Raw genomic sequence first — 23,372 nt, 5'->3', positions numbered from 1 at the left:
AACTTAAACTCGTACGGTCTGCAGCAGGTTTTGCACTTCCTCTTCGGAGTATCGAAAAAATAAACTTTCAGACTTATCGATGCGCCAAAGGCCGGCGGGCATGCCGCGCTGTTTTTTAAGATATTGTTTGCGCGTCACATAGCATTCTCCCGCGTGATCATCGCGTACTCGACTGAAATGCAGAGCGAGGATCGCGGCTTCTCTGAGCAGCGGGGTGGGTAAGGCCTGGCGGATATCCGGTGTTACGGGAACGATCACATGTGAGCCGGTGACGCCCACGGCGTGAAACCAGAAATCGTTGGATCGTGCTGCCTTGGTGAGGTCGTCGTTATCAAGGGCTGATTTGCCGACCAGGATATTATGACCTGTGCTGGCGGTATAGGTTTTAAAGGGCTTGCTGCCAGTTTCCGTTGAGGTATTGGACGAGGTGTTTTGCAGTTCCGGTAACTTATATTTGCGAACCAGCTGCTGAAGGAAAGCATCAGACTTTTGTTCGCGCTGAAGTTCCTCCAGATCTTTTTCCAATCCCGTAACATAATCACGCGCAAGATCATAATGCTTCTGACCAAGTTCCCGCCCTCGTTTGGCTTTGTGCAAGGCGGCGAATTTTTTCTCCATGTTCTGGCCCACGGACGCGTCGGGATCCAGACTGATCACCAAAGTTTCAGGTAAACTGGTCAAGGCTGGTTCCAACTGTAATTCAAAAGCATCGGGCTTCACCATCCAGGCATAACTCTGTAAAAGACTCGCTTCACGCTCTTTCTGCAGCACGTCTTCTGCAGAAGGAATATCACCCTTGGCCTTGTCCAGGGTTTTTTTACTGGTTTTAAGCTTGCGCTTGAGCCGCCCCGCCAGATCTTTTTGCAGTTGGGATATGGCAGATTCGGGGGCTGCGGTCTCGACTTCGTTATCTTCATTGGTTTCTTCGCGAGCATCCCCACGCAAATCACGCATCAACTTGGGAAGGACATCCGTCATTCCCGAAAAAGACGGACGGGCGTCGCTCTGATGTTTTTTAGTAAAGGTCCCCTTCTGGCCAAAACTCACAAACACCGTATCATCCGGCGCCACTAGCGAAGCTAAAGGCGGCTTGCTTCCAGCAAGGCGGAGGAGCCAGGGGCGATCAGTCTCGGGACCACTCAGCAGCGGCATCCAGTAGTCGCCAGAAGGTGGATGATGCAGAATAGATTTTATGGTAAACGTCGCAATATTTTTCCGAAGGATTTGAATAAACGCATGATTGGCATCCGCATCGGTTGGCTTTTCAGCCTGCAGACGTGCCCCAAAGGACTGCTGGCGGAGATCAATGAACAGATGCGATTTTTTAGGAAAGCCGGTTTCCCCAGGAGCCCCCAAAGGCTGACATTGAAAGACCAAACTAGGATCACGAGCCACCCAGGTTTTAAGAACACGAAGCTTATAAGGATGAGACAGTTCAGTCATTATTTTTTTCCAGTGTTTTCCGTCCGGCTCTGCGATCGCTTTTTCTTGCGCGGAGGTTCCTTGCCAAAAGGCTGAGGCTCATCGCCGGGCAACGCCACATAAGGATCAATAAATTCATCCTTGATGCTTTCATTGGGATTGTAACCCTCGACAGGTTTCCCAAAATCACCAGTGGCCAACGCAGATTCACGCAGCGCCGAAGTAATAAAATTCAGTTTGTACATTTCTTCAATAATCTGCGCATAGCGCCGATGCCCGAATTCAGTCAGATGCTTTTGCCGAAGCCCGCGGGAAAAACGATTGGGACTCGGCAAAACCAGGGCAAGATGGGCACCGTCTTGAATGGTTAAAAGCTCAGGCGTGGTTTCAAAAAAATGATCAGCTGCGGATTTGATACCGAACACGCCATCACCAAATTCCACAAGGTTGATATACCACTCCAAAATATCATCCTTGCCCAGGATCCAATCCAGGACCAAAGCCCCCAAAGCCTCACGAAATTTTCGAAAGATGGATTTCTCAGGCCCCAAAAAGACCATTTTCACCACCTGCTGGGTGATGGTCGACGCCCCGCGGGCATAACGTTTCTGTTCCATATTGAAAGCGATGCTGCTGCGGATTTCCTTGAAATCCAGGCCAGGATGCTCATAAAAGCGGGCGTCCTCGGCCACGACGATGGCATTGATCACGTGGCGCGAGACGTTATGAATGGAGACCCAGGATTCCCGGCCCGGTCCGACCTCAAAGGTCTGCGGACCGGACTTGGGCCAACGCACGACTGAAACCGAGCCCTGCTTCAGCTGCCACACCGGTGGCGTCATACAAGCCAGGGTCAAAAGGCCAAGAACCAGGATAGCCAGCAGCGCAGCGAAGATATTTCGCGGGAATCGCTTGAAGGATTGTAAATCCATCCGCTGGGCTCCTTGGCTTCAGGGCACTGAAGTCTAGGCATACTGCAAACTCACGCCTTCCCGCTTCAGACTGAACAGCGATTGGCAGACGCTATCGTTCAGATCAATGCCCAATCGTTCAGGCTTGATTCTAACCTGCGCCTTCTCAAAAGCCAATTCCAGAGCGAGAGGGGTCGTGCCAGGATTGTCCTGGATCATATCCTGTAGCCGCTGCAAAAGGCGCTGCTGCCTCTTCAGGCTCTTGGGGTCCATCTCAAGCTGACTCGAAAGCTGAATGACGGCCTTTTTAATGGCGTTTTTGCGGGTTTGCTGCAGAGGCTCCAGGCCACATACGCGGACATTAATACTCATGCCATCAAAACCCTGCTGGATATTGAGTTTAACCATGACCATCGAGCCGGGCTCAGGCTTCGGACCTTCCGGTAAATCACCCTCAAACGACACCGCTTCCCAGCTGCCGGTTTCGTCCTCGATCTGGAAATAGTGCATCTTCTTACCCGTTTTGGTCAGGCGTTCCGATGTTCCATTCAGCAGGGCGACGATATGCACATCCTTTTTACCGATGTTCTTGGCAATGTCACCAACGCGCATCTGGCCAAAACGCTTGGCATCCAGCGCATAGCATTCGGCAGGATGACCGCTGAGGAACACTCCAAGCAGTTTTTTCTCTTTATGCAGCCATTCAATGGGCGAGGCTGAAGCCTCGGCATCCGCAGCCGCTTCCTCCCAATCGGCAAGCTGAGCCTGTTTGGGATCATCATCGAACTCGTCGAACAGTAGCCTTTGTCCCTGGCTCCGTGCCGAATGATGGGCTTCACTGTAGCGCACCATCTCGGGCAGCAGGCTCATGAGGGTCATACGCGATTTGCCGAACCCGTCGAGTGCCCCGCCTTGAATCAAAAGCTCGATCGTTTTTTTGCCGACCTGCCGCAGATCCACGCGCTTGGCCAAATCGGTCAGCGAATGAAATTTGCCGCCGCGTTGCCGTTCCTTGATCAGGATTTCAATGGAGTTCCCGCCTATACCCTTGATAGCCGCCAGTCCAAAGCCGATGGCCTTGGCTTTCGGAACATCAAATTCCAGGTAGCTGCGGTTGATATCGGGCGGATAGATGGTGAACTTCAAGCGCCGGCATTCTTCGATGTAACGCACGAGCTTGTCGGTGTTATCCAAATCGCAGGTCATGATCGCAGCCATGAACTGTTCAGGATAAAAGGTCTTGAGATAAGCCGTTTGATAACTCACAAGGCCATAGGCCGCGGAGTGCGACTTGTTGAAACCATAGGCCGCGAACTTCGCCATCAGCTCAAAGATTTCATCGGCGACTGTTTCGTCGACGTTATTTTCCTTGCTCCCCGAGAGGAAACGGGACTTCTGTTTGGCCATTTCTTCGGGCTTTTTCTTACCCATGGCGCGACGCAGAAGATCGGCTTCACCGAGCGAGTAGTTGGCCATGCTCGCGGCGATTTTCTGGACCTGTTCCTGATAAAGAATAATCCCGTAGGTATCGGACAGGATGCCTTCAAGCGACGGATGCGGATATTCGATTTCCTGCCGGCCGTGCTTACGTTCAATAAAGTCATCCACCATGCCGGATCCCAAAGGACCGGGACGGAAGAGCGCCACCACAGCGATCACGTCTTCGAAACGACTGGGTTTCAGCTTGCGGAGGAGGGCCTGCATGCCCGAACTTTCAAGCTGGAAGATACCGACGGAATGCGCGGAGGAAATGACATCATAGACCTCCTTGCGTTCCAGGTCGATCGTGTCAATGTTGAATTTCGGATCCTTAATGGCGCGAATGAGTTTCACAGCCCGTTGAATCACAGTCAGAGTCTTCAAGCCGAGAAAGTCGAATTTGACTAGACCGACTTTTTCGGCATTTTTCATTTCATATTGAGTGATGAGCGAACCGTCCGGAGCTTTATACACCGGCACAAGGTTCGACATGCCACCGTCAGCGATGACGACACCGGCCGCATGCACAGAGGTGTGGCGGCTGAGGCCTTCGATCTTGAGCGCGAGGTCGAGCAGTTTTTGAATGTTCTCGTCCTTGCGGGCTTCCTCCAAAATGCGAGGCTCACGGGCCAGCGCATCCTTGAGTTTGATATCCAGTTCATTGGGAATGAGTTTGGCAATGCGGTCGACCTTGCCGTAACCGATTTCCAAGACGCGGCCGACGTCGCGCAAGGCAGCCTTGGCCTTCATCTTTCCGAAGGTTGTAATCTGGGCCACGTTATCGGCGCCATATTTTTTCGTCACATACTTGATCACCTCGTCGCGGCGATCCTGACAGAAGTCGACGTCAAAGTCAGGCATCGAAACACGCTCCGGGTTCAGGAAGCGTTCGAAAATCAGATTGAAGCGCAAAGGATCCAGGTCGGTGATCCGCAGAGCCCAGGCCACGACAGAACCGGCACCCGAACCCCGGCCGGGGCCGACGGGTATATCGTTATTCTTGGCCCAGTTGATAAAGTCCTGAACGATCAGGAAGTAGCCGGGAAAACCCATCGAAATGATAACTTCGACTTCGTATTCCAGACGCTTCCAGTATTCCACCTCGCGCTCGGGCGTCAGACTGCGACCATAGAGAACACGGATGGTTTTCAGACGTTCTTCCAGACCCTCTTTGCCCAGACGCCGCAGGGCATCCGGTTCGGATTCACCGCTCGGCAGTTCAAAGCGGGGCAGGAAATATTCACCGAATTTCAAATCGCACTGACAAAGATCAGAGATTTTTTGCTGATTGGCCAGAGCCTCGGGCCAGGCGCCATAGCGAGCTTCCATTTCCTCGTTGCTGAAGAGATGAAATTCCGCATTCTGAATACGATTGCGGAGGCGACGCATGGTCAGATCATTTTTAATACCTGTGAGCACCGCATGGGCTTCCGAATCCTCGGGATTCAGATAGTGCGCATCGGAGGTAGCCACCAGCGGCAGACCGAAATGTCTGGCAGCCGCGACAAGAATGGGCAGCATGCGCTTTTGCTGAGGAATATTATTATCGATCAGCTCAATATAATAGCCGTCTTCCCCGAAAATGGACCGCATGGCGGCTACATGATCGGTTAAGGCCGTAACAATTGGTGCTAATTCTTCACTCGGAGCCTGGAGTTCCGCAAGCGGATCGCGGCTGTGGTGCGCAAGCAGTTCCATAAGGCTGCCGAATTCCCCGCGCAAACAGCTCGACATAGCCACCAGATCCTGGCTCATACTGCGAAGGTGCTCTTCTTTAACGGTCGGAATCGGATCGTTCTCGGAAGCTTGAAGATAGGCGGAGCTGACCACTCGACACAAGCTGTGATAGCCGGCCTTGGAGCGGGCCAACACCACGAGGTGAAAGGCATCCATACTGCGAACCAGATTAAGGCCGTTCTTGCTCAGTTCGCGACTGGCGGCGACGCCTTCCCAATAGAGTTCCGTGCCCAGGATGGGCTTGATCCCGTTATCTTTGCACTTGCCATAGAATTCAATGGCTCCAAACATATTGCCATGATCGGTGAGCGCGACAGCCTGGTGCCCGAGCTTTTTCGCTTTTTTAACCAGATCGCTGATACCAATGGCACCATCAAGCAGCGAGTATTCACTGTGGACATGAAGTTGTACGTAATGATTCGTAGAGCTGGCGTCCAATGGGCTTTTCCTCGGAAATGAAGGCGAAGGGGAGCTGATTTCAGCTGAAACGACCTCCGATTATACCTGTGTGAGTTCGGACAGCAAGACGCAGGATCGGCCCCATGGATCAGGGTGGAATTGTGACGGGCTACCGATCTGTTATATCCAGTTTTGGAATAAGCTTCCAAGAATTACTTCGTTCAGGGATGCGAACTCGATCGTTAGGATGCCTCTAACACCGGGGAGGATGCTATGCGCTTTCGCAGCCAATTTGTTCACTTTTTGTGCAGTACACTTCTGCTGGCCAGCTTTGCTGAAGCCAAAACCTTATTGAATGTGTCGTATGACCCTACCCGGGAACTCTATAAGGACATCAACCGTGAGTTTATCGCCGATTGGAAAGCCAAAACGGGTGAAAGCCTGGAGGTGAATCAATCCCACGGCGGTTCCGGTAAACAGGCCCGAGCTATTATCGATGGGCTGGAAGCGGATGTTGCCACCCTCGGTTTGGCTTACGATATCGATGTGATTGCCGATCGTGGGATTGTCGATCCCAACTGGCAAAAACGCCTTGGTGACAAATCAGCTCCTTATACCTCGACCATCGTCTTCCTCGTACGCAAGGGCAATCCGAAAGGCATCAAGGATTGGAATGATCTGGTCAAGCCGGGTGTGGGTGTCGTGACACCCAATCCTAAAACCAGTGGTGGGGCGCGCTGGAATTATCTGGCGGCCTGGGGTTATGCGCTGCAGCAAAAGGGAGGCGATGAAGCCAAAGCCCGCGATTTCGTGCGAGCCCTTTTTCAAAACGTGAAAGTCCTGGATACCGGTGCTCGTGGCGCAACCACAACTTTTGCTGAACGTCGCATTGGGGATGTGCTGCTGACCTGGGAAAATGAAGCGTTTTTGGCCATGAAAGAACTGGGGCGGGACAAGTTTGAACTTGTGATTCCCAGTGTTTCCATTCTTGCTGAACCCTCGATCGCCGTGGTCGATAAGGTGGTCGATAAACATGGAACCCGCAAACAGGCTGAAGCCTATCTGCAGTATCTTTACAGTGAAAAAGGTCAGGATATTATAGCTCGACATGGATTTCGGCCACGATCGGCCGCGGCTCTCAAAAAATATCAGGATACTTTCAAACCTATCAAGCTCTTCACAGTGGATGAGCTTTTCGGTGGGTGGCGAGCAGCCCAGAAAAAGCATTTTGATGATGGTGGCCTCTTCGATCAAATCCAGAGCGCGAGCAGCTAAATCATGACGTCCTTGGCCAGAAGACAAAATATTGTTCCTGGTTTCCGGGTCACGCTTGGCGTGACCCTCTGCTATTTGGCGCTCATGGTAATCATTCCGTTGGCTGGTCTGGTGTTTAAAACATCAACATTGAGTTGGGACCAGCTCTGGCACACCCTGACGTCGGCTCGGGTTCTGGCAGCGGTACGTTTAAGTGTGGGCGCGGCCCTCGCTGCGGCGGCCGTAAATGCGGTGTTTGGCACTTTACTGGCCTGGGTTTTGACCCGCTATAAATTTCCAGGTCGTTCTTTGGTCGACGCCATGGTTGATTTGCCCGTAGCTTTGCCAACCGCTGTTGCGGGACTGGCTTTGACCGCAATTTATAGTGAGCACGGTGTGATCGGACGCATCACGCAGGAATATTGGGGTTGGTCCATTGCGTTCACACCTACCGGCGTCTTTATCGCGTTGGTTTTTGTTGGCATTCCCTTTCTCGTACGCACGGTGCAGCCGGTTTTGCAGGATCTCGAAAAAGCTCATGAGGAAGCCGGGGCCACCCTGGGAGCTTCATCCTGGCAGAACTTTCGGTTCATTCTGCTGCCGCAGCTGGCCCCGGCGATCCTTACGGGAGCTGCTCTGGCTTTCGGACGTGCGGTCGGGGAATATGGTTCGGTGATTTTTATCGCCGGCAATGTTCCCATGATCTCGGAAATCGCACCCCTTATGATTATCAGCAAACTGGAGCAGTATGATTATGCGGGTGCTACCGCCATTGCCTTGCTGCTGCTCGGCATTTCCATCATTGTTCTGATGACCGTCAATCATCTGCAGGCTCGACTTCAACACTATCGACAACCTTTGGTGTAATCATGCGTGATTCAGCGTCAACTCTGACCTTGCCAACTGCTGTGCTCCCCACCCGTAAGGCTCTGACTTTCTCGGCAGGAAAATTGGTGCCGGCCGGTCTGATCCTGATAGCCTTGGCTTTTTTCACCCTGGTCCTCCTCCTGCCTTTGGTGACCGTGTTGATTGAAGCGCTGAATAAAGGCCTGGGATTTTATTGGAGTTCCCTGCTCGAAGGGGAATCCATCCAGGCCATGCAGTTGACTCTTTTGATGGCGGTCCTGGTGGTGCCTTTGAATGCTGCGTTCGGAATCGCAGCGGCATGGCTGCTCGGCAAGTTTCGTTTCCCGGGTCGCTCGTTTCTGATTACCCTGATTGATTTGCCCCTATCGGTGTCGCCGGTGGTGGCTGGCCTTGTCTTTGTGCTTATGTTCGGGGCCCAGAGTGCCTTGGGTCCATGGCTGGCGGCGCATGATATCAAAATCATTTTTGCTCTGCCAGGGATCTGGCTCACCAGTTTATTCGTAACCCTGCCTTATGTGGCTCGCGAGCTTTTGCCGCTTTTGGAATCGCAAGGCACGGATCAGGAAGAGTCGGCGGTTATGCTGGGCGCGAGTGGCTGGCAAACTTTCCGTTATATTAGTTTGCCGCAGATGAAATGGGCGCTGATTCATGGCGTGATCCTTTGCAACGCTCGCGTGATGGGAGAATTTGGGGCGGTATCGGTGGTGTCCGGGCACATTCGCGGTCAGACCAATACGCTGCCGTTGCTCGTGGAAATCCTCTACAACGAATATCAATTTACCGCCGCGTTCGCGGTGGCTTCCCTGTTAGCTGTTCTCGCGCTGGTAACCCTTGTGATCAAACGCGTGGCCGTGCGTCAAAGCATGACCCAATCGGAGTTGTGAATGAGAATCTCCCTTCGTCACATAGAAAAATCCTTTGGCGACACTCTCGTATTGCGAGGGGTGAGCTGCGAAATCGAACAGGGGGAATTCGTTACATTGCTGGGACCTTCCGGTTGTGGCAAGACAACCCTTCTGCGAATTCTTGCGGGGCTGGAAACGTCGGATCGAGGTTCCGTTCTTTTTGATGGGTTTGACGCGGCGCAATGGACAATTCAGGAGCGTCGCGTTGGATTCGTGTTTCAGCATTATGCGCTGTTCCCGCATTTGTCTGTGTTTGACAATGTTGCGTTTGGATTGCGGATGCGCTCCCGCAGCACCCGGGTCCCCGAAGATCAAATTCGGAAACGTGTGAATGACCTTTTGCAGCTGGTGCAGCTCGGGCATTTGGCGCAGCGTTTTCCGCAGCAACTGTCGGGTGGGCAGAAGCAAAGGGTGGCTGTGGCCCGAGCGTTGGCCATTGAACCTCGCGTGCTTTTACTCGATGAGCCTTTTGGGGCTCTGGACGTTCATGTCCGGCAGGACCTTCGCGAGCAGCTCCGAAAATTACAGCAGGATCTGGGTATCACCTGCCTTTTGGTGACCCACGATCAGGACGAAGCCTTGGCTCTGTCGGATCGTATTATGCTGCTCAATCAGGGTGTTATTGAACAGATTGGCCAACCCGATCAGCTCTACCGTGATCCTGAAAGTGTGTTTGCGATGAATTATCTGGGTTCCGTGAACGAACTTCCCGGACGCCTTGTGCAGAAGGGTAAGGACGGGACGATTTTCGTGCGAGCGCATGATCTTGAACTATATCCTGTAGTTAACGGCGAGCCCCAGGCTGAAATTCGTTCGGTTATCCCGCGTGGAGCGATCATTCAGGTGGACCTGGCCGCAGTGAACCAGGATTTTACCGGAGCCTTACGCGCCGAAATCCCTCGGGATCGTTGGGACGGGCTCGGGTGGAATCGAGGGCAGCTTGTATCTTGGAAAATCAAGGCGTATAAAGACTTTCAGCGCCTGGCCGTCCAGGAAACATAGCCTTCACCACGGACCGTGAGCCATGAATTTTCAGCAGCTTCGAATAGTTCGCGAAACCATTCGCCGGGATTTCAATCTGACCGATGTGGCTGCTGCTCTTTATACATCCCAGCCTGGTGTCAGCAAGCACATCAAGGATCTTGAAGACGAACTTGGGATCGAAATCTTTGTGCGGCGTGGCAAACGTCTGTTGGGTTTGACGCCGGCCGGTCGTGAATTGGCCGAGGTTGTGGAACGGATTCTGGTGGATTCACAGAATTTGAAACGAATTGCCGATCAGTTTGCCAGTCGTGACCAGGGGCAAATGCTGATCGCCACAACGCATACGCAGGCGCGTTATGCTTTGCCCGACGTGATCAAGAGTTTTAAGAATACCTTTCCTAAAGTGCACCTGGGTTTGCATCAGGGCAGTCCCCGTGAAATTGCAGCCATGGTGGTGAGTGGCGAAGCCGATTTTGCGATTGCCACCGAGGGTCTTGATAGCATACCCGAGATCGTCACCTTCCCCTGCTACAGCTGGTATCACGGTGTGATCGTGCCGGTGGGTCATCCCCTGACGCAGATGGATCGTCTGACGGTTGAAGCTTTGGCAGAATATCCGATCATCACCTATCAGGAAGGTTTCACGGGCCGCTATCAAATCGATAATGCCTTTGCGGCCGCGCGCCTGACGCCTGATATCGTCCTTTCCGCGATTGATGCTGATGTGATCAAGACCTATGTGGAAGTGGGGCTGGGGATCGGGATCATTGCTTCAATGGCTTTTAATCCCGGCCGTGATCACGGTCTGCGTTTGCTGGATGCGAGTCATATCTTTGAATTGAATGTCACCAAGGTTGGCTTGCGACGCGGGCATTATCTGCGGGATTTCGCCTATCGGTTTCTGGAAAACCTGTCCAGCGATCTTAAGGAAAGCAGTGTGCGGGCCGCCTTGAGTCGCGAGTGAGGGGCCGTAGCCCCCATACCACTTAAGTAAGCTCTTTCAACCGCTCTTCCAAACGATCCCAGGACTGGGTGATGCCATCCAGCATGCCCATGTTCATGACGGTTTCCAGAGCTTCCTTTGAAGCATACTCCCCACGACTGATAAGTTTGGTCCTGCCACCGAGATCGACGAATTCCATCGTGACCAGGGTTGATGGCAAGGATTCATTGTTATTGCCCTCAGCGTCGGAAAAATAGTCGACGTAAACCACTTTTTCCGGCGCGACGATCTCCTTGTAAATCGCTTTACCCCAGGCTTCCATGCCGAAGAATTCACCCTGACTCTTATCCACGCATTTCATGCAATAATGCCAGACGCCACCAGCCCGGAAGTCGACTTTGCAAACGGGGAGCTCCCAGCCGCGAGGGCCCCACCAGTGTTTAAGATGGTCGGGTTCCTTGAACATCTTCCAAACAAGCTCGCGAGGCGCATTAAAAATGCGTTCCAAAATCAGCACAGTATCGTTTTCCACACGAGAAACCATTGCATTCCTGGACATGATTCTTTCCTCCGTTTCATCGGTTTGATCTAGGATTTCTTTTCGCCCTGAATCTTCGTCAGATACTCTTCCAGATTGTCGAATCTCTCTTCCATTGCCTGCGGGAAGGACTTCAGCCAAGTCTCCATCTTCAGAAAGGGTTCGGAACGGAGCGTGTAAACGCGGCGGTTGGCCTCGGCTCTCACTTCCAAAATTCCGCTTTCGCTCAGCACCTTCAAATGTTTCGAAGCCTGAGGCTGCCGAAGCCCAAGGCGTTCCGCGATCTCCCCCACAGTGAGCGGACCGTTGCGCAGGAGTTCAACGATATGCAAGCGATTCGGTTCTGCCAACGCACTCAGCGTTGTGATATCCAGGGCTGGACGGTGTTTTTGCATATCGGTCACCTCGTGAAGGGGCGGTTGCCATTGGGTTGAATTCATTCAGCACCCTTCACATTTATATATTCGGCAAAAGGAATATTCTTGTAAAGGAATATTTAAAATTTTCTTCATCCTAATGATATAACTGGCTAATTTTAGAAGCAGCGGATCGGATTTCACAGATATGCGAAAAACGAAGTTTTTTATTGCTGTAGGGGTCAAGAGGGAATCAGCGGGTAGAGGCTGGGTTGGAAAGGATGGGTTGTATTTCCCAGCGCTCTTCCTTAATATCCATAGAATTACTCGTCACCGTCCCATCGTCAAGGCGCGGCAAGTTCGTTGCAAATGCCAGCCGCCAAACGAAAAGAGTCCATCATGAGCTCATTGGATTGTGTAATCCACGAGGTCCTTCATCAAGGTGAGCGGACCTGTCTCCTCAGAGGGAGACTTCTACCAAATAATTCTCCCGTCATTCTCAAGGTGCTGAACGAGGCCGATCAAGTCACACTGTGTGATCTACGCCGGCTCGAACACGAATACACGATTTCCAGCAACCTCGACCTGCCCTCAATTGTCAAACCGATCAGCATGTCCAAATACGAGGGACGACCGGTTTTGGTCATGGAGGACTTTGGCGGCACATCGCTTGAACATTTCCTTAAAAATCCTTTGACCGTTTCGGACTTCCTGACTCTGGCAATCAAAATAACCGAGTCCTTGAAGTCGATTCACGAAAAAAATGTTCTTCACCTTGATATCAAACCACAAAATATTCTATTGAAACGATCCACCAATGAAATCAGGATCATCGATTTTGGGATCGCAACTTCCTTTGTGTCTCCCTATCGCATTCCGAACAACCCGTACACACCGCAAGGTACGTGGCCTTATATCGCACCGGAGCAGACAGGGCGGATGAATCGGGCCATTGATTTCCGGTCTGATCTCTATTCTCTTGGCGTGACTTTCTTTCAGATGCTGACTGGCGAACTCCCGTTCTCAGCGAAGGATCCCCTCGAGTGGGTGCACTGTCACATCGCCAGGCGTCCTCCCAGCCCGACCGAAATTAATCCGACCGTGCCAGGCGTATTGTCGAACATCGTCCTGAAGCTGCTGGCTAAAACGCCGGAGGATCGTTACCAAAGTGCGGCGGGGATACTTGCCGACTTGTTGCATTGCGAAACGGAATTTGCGTCACGGGGCCACGTCATAACCTTTACGTTGGCTCAGCAGGACATTTCGGATACGCTCCAGCTTTCACAAAAGCTTCATGGTCGCGAAGATGAAGTGGCGAAAATGGTCGCTTGTTTTGAGTCCTGCGTTGAGCATGATACCCCTGTCGCGTGCCTGCTCGGCGGTTATTCCGGGGTTGGCAAATCAGCTTTGGTCCGCGAGCTCTATAAACCTGTCGTGCAGCGACATGGTTACTTCATCACGGGAAAATCAGAACAATATAAACGCAATATCCCTTATTTTCCTATCGTGCAGGCTGTCACGGAACTGTTACAGCAGATTTTAAGCGAGTCCGAAGAAAAGCTTTTGGTCTGGCGAAGCCAGATCCTCGAAGCGGTCGGAACCAACGGTAAGGTCGTCAGTGATCTTATTCCCAATCTTGAATTTCTCATAGGCAAGCAGCTGCCGGTGGCAGCGCTCGGCCCCGCTGAATCGCAGAATCGTTTCAACTTTGTCTTTCAGGAACTGATCGGAGTTTTTGCGACCCGCGAGCATCCCCTGACGCTATTTCTCGATGACATGCAATGGTCGGACGGTGCAACACTCAGCCTGATCAACAATGTCCTTCATGCGACAGGCATGGGTTCCATCCTGGTCGTGCTTGCCTATCGGGATAATGAAGTGGATGCCGCTCATCCCTTTACGATGACCATGCACCAACTCGAAAAAAGTGGCGGCAACCTTACCCAGATCATACTGCAACCTCTTGACGAACAGACGGTGTCCGAATTTTTGTCGGATTCTTTCCGCACCACTCCTGAGGCGGGTCGCTCGCTCACTGAGCTCATCATGACCAAGACAGCAGGCAATCCATTTTTCATGATCGAGTTTTTGCGATCGCTTTATCAGGACGGCTTGATCAAATACGATTCCCTGACCCGTATATGGCGCTGGGATCCTGCCAGCATCCGCTCCCAGACCGTCACAAGCAACGTCGTCGATCTGCTCACTAAAAAGCTTTTGCGCCTCCCTGCAGAAGGTCAGGGCATCACGGCGACGGCCGCCTGCCTGGGCAATACGTTTAATGTCGAATTTCTGGCCACCGCGGTGGGCCTTTCACTCGAGCAAACTCTGAATCAATTGGACATGCCTGTTGAGGCCGGACTCATTTTTCTCGCCGTGGACGACGAACGCGATGCAGGAAAACGTATTTACAAATTCCATCATGATAAGGTCCAGCAGGCTGCCTATGGCCTCCTCGATGAAGAGGAGAGGAAAGTCCAGCACCTTAATTTAGGCCGGCGGCTCCTGGCTCATCTCGCCCCTGGTTGGCATGATAGCCGATTGTTTGATATCGTCGGTCAATTCAATCTTGCGCTTGATTTGCTTTGGGACCTTGCGGAGCGTCATGAGGTGCTCCTTCTCAACTTCAATGCCGGCAAGCAAGCCAAAGCCGCTTCCGCATACCATCCCGCTGTGAAGTATTTTGCAGCGGCGGTTTCCCTGATGCCACCCAAGGCCTGGGAGACTGATTACCAGCTCTCCTACGAACTTCACTATGATTTTTATGAGTCCGAGTTCCTCTCAGCGCATCTGCACGAGGCCGAGCAACTCAGCAAGGTGCTGCTGGCACGGGCGAAGGATCCCATCGACTGTGCCAGAGTCTATCAATCGCAAATTAGACTTTTCCAGGTTGCTGGCGACTTTGAACGTGCTGTCGACATTTTCAGTCAAGCTCTTGCCAGCACAGGCCATGAAGTTCCTGCCGATGATCAGGTGTCTGAAGCGCTGGAGAGGGAACGCGAGACAGTCCAGAGGCTTCTCGGCGCCCGCCCTGCCTTGGACCTGATCAAGGCCCCACTGGCCACCGATCCCAAGGTCAAAGCCGCGTTGTGGCTGCTTGAGGCCGCAGGTCCCCCTATTTACATGGTAAGGCCCCCTGTTTTTTCCTGGATCGCCATGAAGATGGTGAGTCTTTCCCTGGCGCATGGGAATACGGAGTCGTCCTGCTACGGTTACGGCATCTATGGAATCATTCTCTGCGGCGCCCAGGGGGACGTTGACGGAGGCCTGGAATTCTCTCAGTTGGCGATTCAGCTCAACGAACGATTCAGTGACGCAAAACTCAAAGGCTGCATGCTCCATTTTTTGGGCGATCATGTCAACTTCTGGAAAAACCATGTGGCATCAGGTCTGCCCATTCTGGAAAAGGGTTTTGCAGCATGCGTGGAAGGCGGCGATCTTATTTATTCGAACTACATCGGGTTTCAGTCCCCCTGGCACGTATGGGAGTCAGGAGCTTCACTTGAAGACGTCCACCAATATACGCTCAAATACGCGTCCTTTGCTCAGCGGACCAAATACAAAGCTGTTTATGAAACCATCCGCATTGAACAGCAGTTTATTCTCAACTTAAAAGGTATGACGGAAAGCCCTGTTTCGTTCAGTACCGAAGAGTTTGACGAAGAGGCAGCCATGAAAGCGATTTCCGCTGCCCAGTTCGGGTGCGGCATCGCCTATTATCACATTCTGAAGACCATAGCGGCTTATCATGCCGAGGATTATGCAGCCGCCATGCAATCGGCAGCGGCTGCAGAGGAAGTGCTAGGGGCAGCCTTTTCCATGCCGATATTCACGAGCTTTTGCTTCTATCATGCGTTAACGCTTTGCGCCGTCCATGAACAGCATCAGGATAAGTCATCCATACTTCAGAAAATTCTCACCTATCGTTCCCAGCTGGCACAATGGGCTGCCGTGTGTCCGGACAACTTTCGAGCGAAACACGCCCTTGTCGCTGCGGAAGCCATGCGAATCGAGAGCCCGATGCAGAACCCATCCAGCCTTTATGATGAAGCCATTCGGGCCTCAGAGGATAGCGGATTTATCCAGTTCCGGGCCTTGTCCCATGAGCTGGCTGCCAGGTACCATTTTTCGCAGAAAGCCACGACCGTTGCCGGTTTTCTCGTTCGGGAAGCTCGGAATCTTTATGAAGAATGGGGAGCCCACGGCAAGGTTCACCAGCTCAACGAAGAATTCACTATCAGCCTTCGCAAGTCTGGGATGGCCCGCAGTGCGACGTCGACGGGGGAGTCGAATGAACTCGATCTGCTCTCCATCCTCAAATCATCGCAAATCATTGCAAGTCAACTTGCTCTGCCAGAGCTTCTGAAGACACTCATCAGTACGGTCCTGGAGTATGCCTGCGCGGAGAAAGGACTTCTGTTCTTCGTCGACAACGGCTTTCCTTCATTACAGGCTGAGGCTGGAATTGGGTACAGCTTTTATTACGCTACCGAGTCCCAGGAAAGCCTTGAACTTGTTGCTCCCATGGCGATCGTCAACGTTGTGAAGCGTACCAGGGAAAAGGTCATCATTCACAACGCATCACTTTCCAGTCCTTTTTCGGGTGATCCCTATATTCTACGACGCCAGACCAAGTCCATTCTCTGCATCCCGCTCTGTCGTCAGGGCCGGCTGGCTGGCATCATTTACCTGGAAAATAATCTGACGCCTGGGGCGTTCACTGTGGATCGACTGCATGTGCTTGATTTGCTGGCCGGACAAATAGCGATCTCCATCGACAATGCCAGGCTCTATCAGGAATCCCAGGAATCGGTCCGTTCGCGCGATGAATTTTTATCCATCGTTTCGCATGAGCTGAAAACTCCTTTAACTGTTTTGAAGCTGCAGCTTCAGATGGCAGAGATGGATATAGCTGATAATCCTGCCGTCAGCCCTGACGAGTTAAAAGAAAGCTTTGAGGTATCGCTGAAACAGGTCGCTTCACTCGAGCACCTTGTGGATGATCTCCTTGACGTGTCCCGGATCCAGCTTGGTAAGATCAGTATTGAGCCTGTCATCGTGAATCTCAGAGAGCTGATGGAGGATGTCGTTGAGCGCTTTGCGATCCAGCTGGCTTCGGTGCATTGTGTGGTCACTATCAAGGCGGATGAGCCGGTCTCAGGCTTGTGGGATCGGGGCAGGCTTGCCCAGCTCATGAATAATCTGATATCGAACGCCATCAAGTATGCGCCTGGCAAACCGATCGAGATCGCTATCAGCAAACCTGCGGGCCACCTCGCTCAAATTTCCGTAACCGACCATGGTCCCGGAATCGACCCCGCCAGGAAAGATCGAATCTTTGATCGATTTGAGCGTGCAACCTCGAAAAACATCAGCGGGCTCGGTCTCGGTCTCTTCATTTCGAAGTTGATTGTGGAAGCTCATAGTGGCTCGATTGCTGTCGATACGAAAAAGACCGTAGGGACAAGCTTTATCGTGAAATTACCCCTACGAACCCGACTCAAACCCGAACGATGAGAGGAACCCTGGGCTTGCCAATGAATGGAAAAAAAATTCTTGTGGTGGATGATGCCGAAGACATTCGGATGCTGGTACGTCGACTGCTGGTCAAAAAAGGTTACGATGTCATATGCGTGAACAATGGTAGAGAAGCCCTGGACGCGCTGGAGTCGGTCGAGGTTTTGCCGGACCTTATCATTCTTGATCTCATGATGCCGATTATGGACGGCTTTGAATTCCGCGATCAGCAGCGATCTATTTCCAGGTTTTCGTCCATCCCGGTTATCGTCATGACGGCCGATAGCAATGTCGGAAAAAACGTCAAGCGTCTGGACCCAAAGCGTTTGATTCCAAAACCCTTTGATGCCTTGGTGCTGCTTGCGGTGGTTGCCGAACATGTTCCCTGCGCTTCATAGGCGGTTCGATCAGGCTGGCAGAACATTCCAGCCCAATTCTTAAAACGCCATCTACGGTCATCAAGGTTGCTGCAGAAATTGCATGAGTAAAGCTCGATCCGAATCAGGAAGAGTTTTATCAGACGAAGCAGGGGGCATCGATCCGTCCTGCAAACGCTGACCTGGCAATTTTTTGAAAGCCGCGGCATCGCCTATGAATCGGTACTGCGTACCCAGTGTGCTGTCCGAGCTGTGACAGCCAGAACCGCTACAGCTACGTTCCAGGATAGGATTCACGTCGAGCGTAAAGTCATAGGAGCTGGTGCTGCCATCCGCTATCGTTGATCCTCCGCGGGCGCTGGTCAGTGCCGACGATTGGAAGATGCCGCGGATCAAAGCATAAGGGGATTGGGTGGCGGCATTCACGAAATTTGTTTGCTCTTCTGTGGATAGAGCCGACCAGGGCCGACCCGAGAAATCCTCCCAGGCACGCTTGCTCATACATTCAGAGAAACCCGGACCTCTTTCAATATATCCGTCCATAAGAGCCACCGGCCCGATTATATCCTGACCGAAGGCGTGACCGGTTTGAGATAACTGCTGAGGCCAACGTTCATATGTCCCCTGATCATTCCAGCCAAACAGAGTGGAGGCGAGGTTATCCATTCCGTAATGGCAAGTGGCACATTGAGGTCTTGTGACGATGGACTGGCCCAATACATTGACATCGGGATTGACCAGCGTTGAGATACCACTGGTGTTGAGAGTGCTATCGACGTCATGACAGAGCAAGGCGTCTGTCAGAGCCCGAATGCGCGAACGACCATTGTTGAAGCGTCGCATGAACGCTGGCGACGTGACAATGCCTGAGCGTTCCGCGCCTATTGCGGGGGCTTCAAACCACACTTTCTCGGTCATGGGGATTTGCCGCAGACGCGCGATTTCGGTCGCTGTCGGTGCTGCTTGCCAGGGGGAAACGTACTGATTGATCAGATAGAATTGGGCGAGCGCACGGTTGCCGTAAACCGACGAACTCGAAAGGAGATCTTTCCAGGACAGCTGCTGGCTATAAACATAGGCTGCGCGATCCTTGAATTCGTGAGACAGATCCTGCATCAGATCATAGCGCAGGGACTTGGGGTAGCAGAGAATTTGCTCCGGTCCACATCCACAACCACTTCGCAGAAAACCATCGGCCCAGGTGCAGCCGTAATAGGTGCTATTGATGGTGACAGAAACTTGGGTGCTGACTATGTTGGAGCAGATGGAAATCGTTTCATCCGCATTCTTCCACCAGGCTGTGCTTGTAACTGCACTGCCTGCCGCACAGTCGCCTTTGGTGGGACTGTACCAGATGCCGGCGCTGTTCTGCTCTAGAAAATAAGCGTCATCATTCACGAAAAAGTAATTGGGAGCCCCCAGTAAATCGAAAAAGAACCGAGCCACGCGCTCCTGATGATCAGCACCGGCGAGCCACTCCTCACGAAACTGCTCGACAGTTTTTTCGGCTCGATAAACCGCTTCGGCTTCCTCGCGCGTCGGAGCACGATCGCGTAAAGCTTGCGATAAAAACCGCAGGGTTCGCAGATCTTCGCGTGGACCAGCGACGACGGCGTTACTTAGGAACACCAGGATCAGGCATTTAGGTAAAGAGGCCAACGATGCGTCCTCCGCTTATGGTTTGGGCCGCAGCTGAAAAACCCATATGATCCAGCAAAGTCGCGACGAGATGTTCAGGTGTGATCTGGGTATCCGTGGTGCGAGCCACCGGGGCTCCATTCAGCCAGCCCAGTGCCTGAGCATTGTCATCGGTGCGGCCAATCACTGTATTGTCCTGGACACCTTTGCCCAGCAGAACGGCCGAAGCGGATGGCCAATGATCGGTCCCGGAACCCGCATTCAATCCCGGAGTCCGAACGAATTCGGAACTGATCAGGATGGTCGTATTATCCATGAGGGAGGATCCCGGCTGCAGACTATCCTCGGTACTGCGCAGATCATTGATAAGGATGGCTATCTGAGCCGCCACCAAGCGCATGATCGGGACATGCTGCGCAAAGTGATTGGAATGCGTATCAAACCCATCGATACTGAGTGTGACATAAGGGGAAAGACCCGAGGCTAGCGTGAGAAACGCACTGGGTATCAAAGTCTGCGCACTATAGTCATCCGTGATTCCATAACGGGATTTGATCACAGCATCGAGAGACAGCTTCTGGCCAACGCCTGTCGCATAAAGCTGGTCCAGCTGTGTGGCCGCACTTTCCCAGCCGGCCATCGCTGCCTGGGCACCAGGGCTTTGTTGGGTTTTATGAATCGCATCGAGCTGCTTGATCAAATCATGGACGGGTTCGAAAGATGAGGTTTTCACCCACTGGTTATAGGGCCCGCGCAGCATATCCGCGAGGCCGGCTCCACTTTGAGCCTGCAGAGGAGGGTTGCTCAGTTTACTCTCGCCCAGAGGAACCGGTCCTCCCAAGACAACATGCGCGGGAAACGTTCCAGCGGCCACACCCATCAGGGCCGATAGAGAAGGAAATTCCCGGGTGCGTGACAAGCTTAAAACGCCGGAATACATATAGTTTTGTGCCAACTCATGCGCCGTGACTTCAGTAAAGAGGCCATTGATGAACGCTGTAGGAACCAGGGATAAGGCCTGGCGGAGAGGTTCCAGTCCCCAGCCACCGATGAGATTGCTTTTACCCGAGACGGTAAAGGTGCTGAGACCCTGATAGGCACTGTTATAAGCTACACTGGAAGCCTTACTGCCGATCACAGGATCGGTACCAAGATGCGCATCCCAGCCGCCGCGCAGGAAGATATGCAGAAAGCGTCGCTTCACATCTGCGGCTTGTGCACGTTCACTCAGCATCAGGGGCGCGAGTGGAAGCTGGCTCCAGGCTAATACTTTCAAGGCATCCTGCAGAAGTTTGCGTCGCGTTTGATTCATATGGTCCAAAACTCCTGACTCGACAGCAGGGCATAAAGAGTCAATGTCCAAACCGTCGGTGGCCACTTTTCACGTTGCATGATGTCGATCGCTGTTGCCCGCACCAAAGTTTTCTCGGCTTCTGTGGGTGGACGGCTGTAAAAACGCCAGTAGAAATCCTCAAGTTGCGTCATCCAACGGTTATCCTTGTCCGCGTCTTCGCCAGGATAGTCTTCGGTCACGCTGCAATGCTGAAAGAGAATGGGGCCCGTTGCATCCGGTTTGGCTTCACGCCAGACCACAGCTGAGGCCACATCATATGCAATGCGTCGCACCAAAAGCAGTGTTTGCACTTTCGGAATGGGATCGCGTTTGTGAGTGCTGACAAAGTCAATGCCACCCAGAGGCACACCATAGGCTTCGATCAAAAGATCATGGAACCGACCATCCGGATCCGTCCAGCCTATATCAAAATCCAAGGCTTGCTTGATCTGTTTGGAAATCTGTTCTGGAGTCAGTCGCATCACAGCAGGTGTTAAAGCCACTGACTCATTCGCACTGGCGCCATCATCAGCTTCTGACTGGTCTGCCTTCTGGCATTTGCAGCTGCTGAAGGAACTGAGGAAAAACATTATAAAGAGAAGTTGTTTCATGCCGTCCACTCCATGAACCGCCTTCGGCATTTTCCTGAAATTCCTAAGATCGTTGTTAAAAAGGAATGATTGGTGAGGGTTGCGCTGCCTACGGTATACGGGTTTTGGCGGGCCAGGTAACGGAAAACAAGCAGAAATAACCGTTTGATATCATGGCATTACGGACTTTCTCAAAGTTTTTACAAGCCATCATTCGGGAATTCCTAAGCCTTGGCCGATAAGGGGGGCAGGTGGTCTGCGTGCAGTGGACCCCATTGAGGCTTCCATGCTTAGAGTTCTTTTCATAAGTATTGCCATGCTGGCCTCGGCCTGCGATCAATTCTTTCCGCCTGAGGTCGAGGGACCGCCTCCGCTTAAAATCGAACGCGTTATCAAATGCAACAAATACAAAACCTGTGTGGTGGTCTTCAGCAATGGAACGCAGGGGCTTATGACGAGTCCGAAAGCAGGCGAGTATGGATGCAAGAGTATTAGTGAATACTCTTACATCCGTTGTGAGGGACGTTGAATCTTATTCCCACTCAATCGTGGCAGGCGGCTTGGTGGTGACATCGTACACCACACGGTTGATGCCGTTGACCTTCCGCACAATCTCATCCGAAACACGGACTAAAAAGCTGATTGGCAGATCACCGACGCCCGCGGTCATCCCATCCGATGCCGTGACAGCACGCAGCGCACAGGTTTTTTGATAGGTGCGATTGTCACCCATGACACCGACCGATTTCACCGGTAGCAGAACCGCAAAGGCTTGCCAGACAGCATGATAGAGATTCTCTTCACGCAGCCTATTGATAAAGATGGCGTCAGCTTCCTGCAGAATCCGCACGCTTTCAGGATCGATCTCACCCAGAATACGGACTGCCAAACCAGGACCTGGAAAGGGGTGACGGTCTACAAGCTGTTCGGGAAGACCCAGCTGGCGGCCTATCACACGGACTTCGTCCTTGAAGAGATAACGGAAGGGCTCGCACAGTTCGAGGTGCAGTTTCTCGGGCAGACCACCGACGTTGTGATGACTCTTGATGACCTTGGCGCCCGCGCCGTGACCAGCGGATTCAATGACGTCGGGATACAAAGTTCCCTGACCGAGATGTGTGAAACCCGTTTGCGACTTGGCAAAGGTTTCGAAGACCTCAATGAATTTACGGCCGATGATTTTACGCTTCTGTTCCGGATCGCTGACGCCTTTCAAGGCCGCATAGAAATCCTGCTTGCGATCCATGGTGGTCAGGTGCACGCCCATGCGAGCAAATTCAGCCTGAACCCACAGCGCCTCATCCTTGCGCAAAAGGCCATGATCCACGAAGATCGCATGCACTTTCTCATAACCCAGAGCTCGGGTCAGGAGCACGGCGGCCACCGTGGAATCGACGCCGCCCGAGACGGCCATCAGGACTTTGCCGTCACCGACGTTTTCACGAATTTTGGCCAGCGATGATTCCATCATGCAGCCGGCGTCCCAATTCAAAGGAGCCTGGCAGATGTCGCTGATAAAGGTTTTTAGCAGGTCAGCGCCATATTCGGAATGCTGCACTTCGGGATGAAACTGCAGGCCAATCCATGGCCGTTCCTTATGGGCCATGACAGCCACGACCCCATCATCGGTCCGACCCAAAACTTCAAACACACCGCTGCTGTCTTCGACGTCATCGCCGTGACTCATCCAGACCGTTTGCACAGCCGGCAGGTTTTTTAAACTCGAGGCATAAGCCGGAACACGGCTCAGTTCCAATTTCAACTGAGCGCGACCATATTCCCGTTGGGTGCCGCTGCGCAGCTTGCCGCCGGATACACCGGCCATCAGCTGCATTCCGTAACAGATGCCCAGCACGGGTTTCTCACTGTATTTGACCCAGGCTGGCATCGTGCGAGCGCCTTCGTCGGTCACCGTATCGGGACCGCCGGAGAGGATGATGCCATGATGGTGAAAATCTTCCAGAGGCGTGGCGCGGGTGCCGTCGATGACTTCAGCATAGACACCCAATTCCCGCAGGCGACGGGTGATCAGGAGCGTGTACTGCGAACCGTAATCGAGAATCAGAATGCCTTCATTGACAGGTCTTTGCATGCTGTGTTGCATCGGTGGCCTTCTTTCAAT

At 52.6% G+C, this 23,372-nt stretch carries 17 protein-coding genes; 8 read left to right on the top strand and 9 right to left on the bottom strand.

What is annotated here, in order from left to right; genetic code table 11:
• Nucleotides 1–3 precede the first annotated feature (3 nt).
• From VE954_RS23755 to dnaE, 3 genes are read right to left on the bottom strand one after another with little or no spacing between them, the layout of a single operon-like run.
• On the bottom strand, nt 4–1,443 hold the full coding sequence (locus VE954_RS23755) for an NFACT RNA binding domain-containing protein (RefSeq protein WP_324957469.1): 1,440 nt from the start codon (nt 1,441–1,443) through the stop codon (nt 4–6).
• The gene (locus VE954_RS23750; RefSeq protein ID WP_324957467.1) at nt 1,443–2,354 is read right to left on the bottom strand and encodes a biosynthetic peptidoglycan transglycosylase; all 912 of its coding nucleotides are present in this window, start codon (nt 2,352–2,354) and stop codon (nt 1,443–1,445) included. The genes VE954_RS23755 and VE954_RS23750 overlap by 1 nt, the downstream gene beginning before the upstream one ends.
• A 33-nt stretch (nt 2,355–2,387) precedes the next feature.
• A complete protein-coding gene (gene dnaE, locus VE954_RS23745) occupies nt 2,388–5,987 on the bottom strand; it encodes a DNA polymerase III subunit alpha (RefSeq protein ID WP_324957465.1) in 3,600 nt (1,199 codons plus the stop codon).
• A 234-nt stretch (nt 5,988–6,221) separates the two neighbouring features.
• On the opposite strand from dnaE, the gene VE954_RS23740 reads away from it, so the two are divergent.
• From VE954_RS23740 to VE954_RS23720, 5 genes are read left to right on the top strand one after another with little or no spacing between them, the layout of a single operon-like run.
• On the top strand, nt 6,222–7,223 hold the full coding sequence (locus tag VE954_RS23740) for a sulfate ABC transporter substrate-binding protein (RefSeq protein WP_324957463.1): 1,002 nt from the start codon (nt 6,222–6,224) through the stop codon (nt 7,221–7,223).
• 3 nt (nt 7,224–7,226) lie between these two features.
• The gene (cysT, locus tag VE954_RS23735; RefSeq protein WP_324957461.1) at nt 7,227–8,069 is read left to right on the top strand and encodes a sulfate ABC transporter permease subunit CysT; all 843 of its coding nucleotides are present in this window, start codon (nt 7,227–7,229) and stop codon (nt 8,067–8,069) included.
• Nucleotides 8,070–8,071: 2 nt separating this feature from the next.
• Nucleotides 8,072–8,953, top strand: a complete 882-nt coding sequence (gene cysW, locus VE954_RS23730) for a sulfate ABC transporter permease subunit CysW (RefSeq protein ID WP_324957459.1) — start codon at nt 8,072–8,074, stop codon at nt 8,951–8,953.
• Nucleotides 8,954–9,976, top strand: a complete 1,023-nt coding sequence (locus VE954_RS23725) for an ABC transporter ATP-binding protein (RefSeq protein ID WP_324957457.1) — start codon at nt 8,954–8,956, stop codon at nt 9,974–9,976.
• Between the two features lie 22 nt (nt 9,977–9,998).
• Nucleotides 9,999–10,922, top strand: coding sequence for a CysB family HTH-type transcriptional regulator (locus VE954_RS23720; protein WP_324957455.1), 924 nt, complete (start codon nt 9,999–10,001; stop codon nt 10,920–10,922).
• A 22-nt stretch (nt 10,923–10,944) separates the two neighbouring features.
• Here VE954_RS23720 and VE954_RS23715 read toward each other — a convergent pair whose 3' ends face one another.
• Both VE954_RS23715 and VE954_RS23710 read right to left on the bottom strand, forming a co-directional pair.
• A complete protein-coding gene (locus VE954_RS23715; RefSeq protein WP_324957453.1) occupies nt 10,945–11,460 on the bottom strand; it encodes an SRPBCC domain-containing protein in 516 nt (171 codons plus the stop codon).
• A 29-nt stretch (nt 11,461–11,489) separates the two neighbouring features.
• Nucleotides 11,490–11,834, bottom strand: a complete 345-nt coding sequence (locus tag VE954_RS23710) for a metalloregulator ArsR/SmtB family transcription factor (RefSeq protein ID WP_324957450.1) — start codon at nt 11,832–11,834, stop codon at nt 11,490–11,492.
• Nucleotides 11,835–12,194: 360 nt separating this feature from the next.
• Between VE954_RS23710 and VE954_RS23705 the strand changes: the two genes are divergently transcribed.
• Nucleotides 12,195–17,312 (top strand): ATP-binding sensor histidine kinase, encoded by a 5,118-nt coding sequence (locus VE954_RS23705; RefSeq protein ID WP_324957448.1) that lies wholly within the window; start codon nt 12,195–12,197, stop codon nt 17,310–17,312.
• A gap of 20 nt (nt 17,313–17,332) precedes the next feature.
• Nucleotides 17,333–17,710 carry a response regulator gene (locus VE954_RS23700; protein WP_324957573.1) on the top strand — a complete coding sequence of 126 codons (378 nt, stop codon included), beginning with the start codon at nt 17,333–17,335 and terminating at the stop codon, nt 17,708–17,710.
• 60 nt (nt 17,711–17,770) lie between these two features.
• On the opposite strand, the gene VE954_RS23695 is transcribed toward VE954_RS23700, so the two are convergent.
• From VE954_RS23695 to VE954_RS23685, 3 genes are read right to left on the bottom strand one after another with little or no spacing between them, the layout of a single operon-like run.
• A complete protein-coding gene (locus tag VE954_RS23695) occupies nt 17,771–19,348 on the bottom strand; it encodes a hypothetical protein (protein WP_324957446.1) in 1,578 nt (525 codons plus the stop codon).
• Complete coding sequence (locus VE954_RS23690) at nt 19,332–20,639, bottom strand: DUF1501 domain-containing protein (protein ID WP_324957443.1); 1,308 nt, start codon at nt 20,637–20,639, stop codon at nt 19,332–19,334. The genes VE954_RS23695 and VE954_RS23690 overlap by 17 nt, the downstream gene beginning before the upstream one ends.
• On the bottom strand, nt 20,636–21,271 hold the full coding sequence (locus VE954_RS23685) for a hypothetical protein (RefSeq protein ID WP_324957442.1): 636 nt from the start codon (nt 21,269–21,271) through the stop codon (nt 20,636–20,638). Before VE954_RS23685 ends, VE954_RS23690 begins: the two co-directional genes overlap by 4 nt.
• Before the next feature lie 265 nt (nt 21,272–21,536).
• Here VE954_RS23685 and VE954_RS23680 point away from each other — a divergent pair, with 265 nt between their 5' ends.
• Entirely contained in the window at nt 21,537–21,779 is a 243-nt protein-coding gene (locus tag VE954_RS23680; protein ID WP_324957440.1) for a hypothetical protein, read from the top strand.
• 3 nt (nt 21,780–21,782) lie between these two features.
• Here VE954_RS23680 and guaA read toward each other — a convergent pair.
• Nucleotides 21,783–23,372: glutamine-hydrolyzing GMP synthase (gene guaA, locus VE954_RS23675; protein ID WP_324957438.1), on the bottom strand; the 1,590-nt coding region annotated here is incomplete at its 5' end.

The organism is Oligoflexus sp., assembly GCF_035638955.1.
In the GTDB taxonomy this organism is placed as follows: domain Bacteria; phylum Bdellovibrionota_B; class Oligoflexia; order Oligoflexales; family Oligoflexaceae; genus Oligoflexus.
The sequence above is the reverse complement of the archived record's forward strand: the minus strand, read 5'-3'. Positions and strand labels throughout refer to the sequence as shown.